Raw genomic sequence first — 255 nt, forward strand, 5'->3', positions numbered from 1 at the left:
CATTTGGAGAAACATTGCATTCTACAATAAGCTGATCTGTTGATGAAATTGTAGCTATTGGCTGTGATGCATTTATGAAAGAACCTTTCTGAATGCCTGAATAGTTCTCTATGGTGCCTGAAACAGGGGCCAAAACAAGATAATTATTCGATTCTGCCTTTATTTTGGCAACCGTTCCGTTCAGGTTTTTCAAACGGTCTTCCAGATCTCTTTTTTGATTTTCCCAGCTTAATTTTTGCTGGCTTACAAAGCTCT

At 38.0% G+C, this 255-nt stretch carries 1 protein-coding gene; it reads right to left on the reverse strand.

Going from position 1 to position 255, the window contains the following annotated elements; all coding sequences use genetic code 11:
• A partial coding sequence (locus ACHRWY_RS27705; RefSeq protein ID WP_395359260.1) for an HlyD family efflux transporter periplasmic adaptor subunit occupies positions 1 to 255 on the reverse strand: 255 nt, incomplete at both ends.

Source organism: Flavobacterium sp. FlaQc-48, assembly GCF_044007335.1.
Lineage (GTDB): Bacteria > Bacteroidota > Bacteroidia > Flavobacteriales > Flavobacteriaceae > Flavobacterium.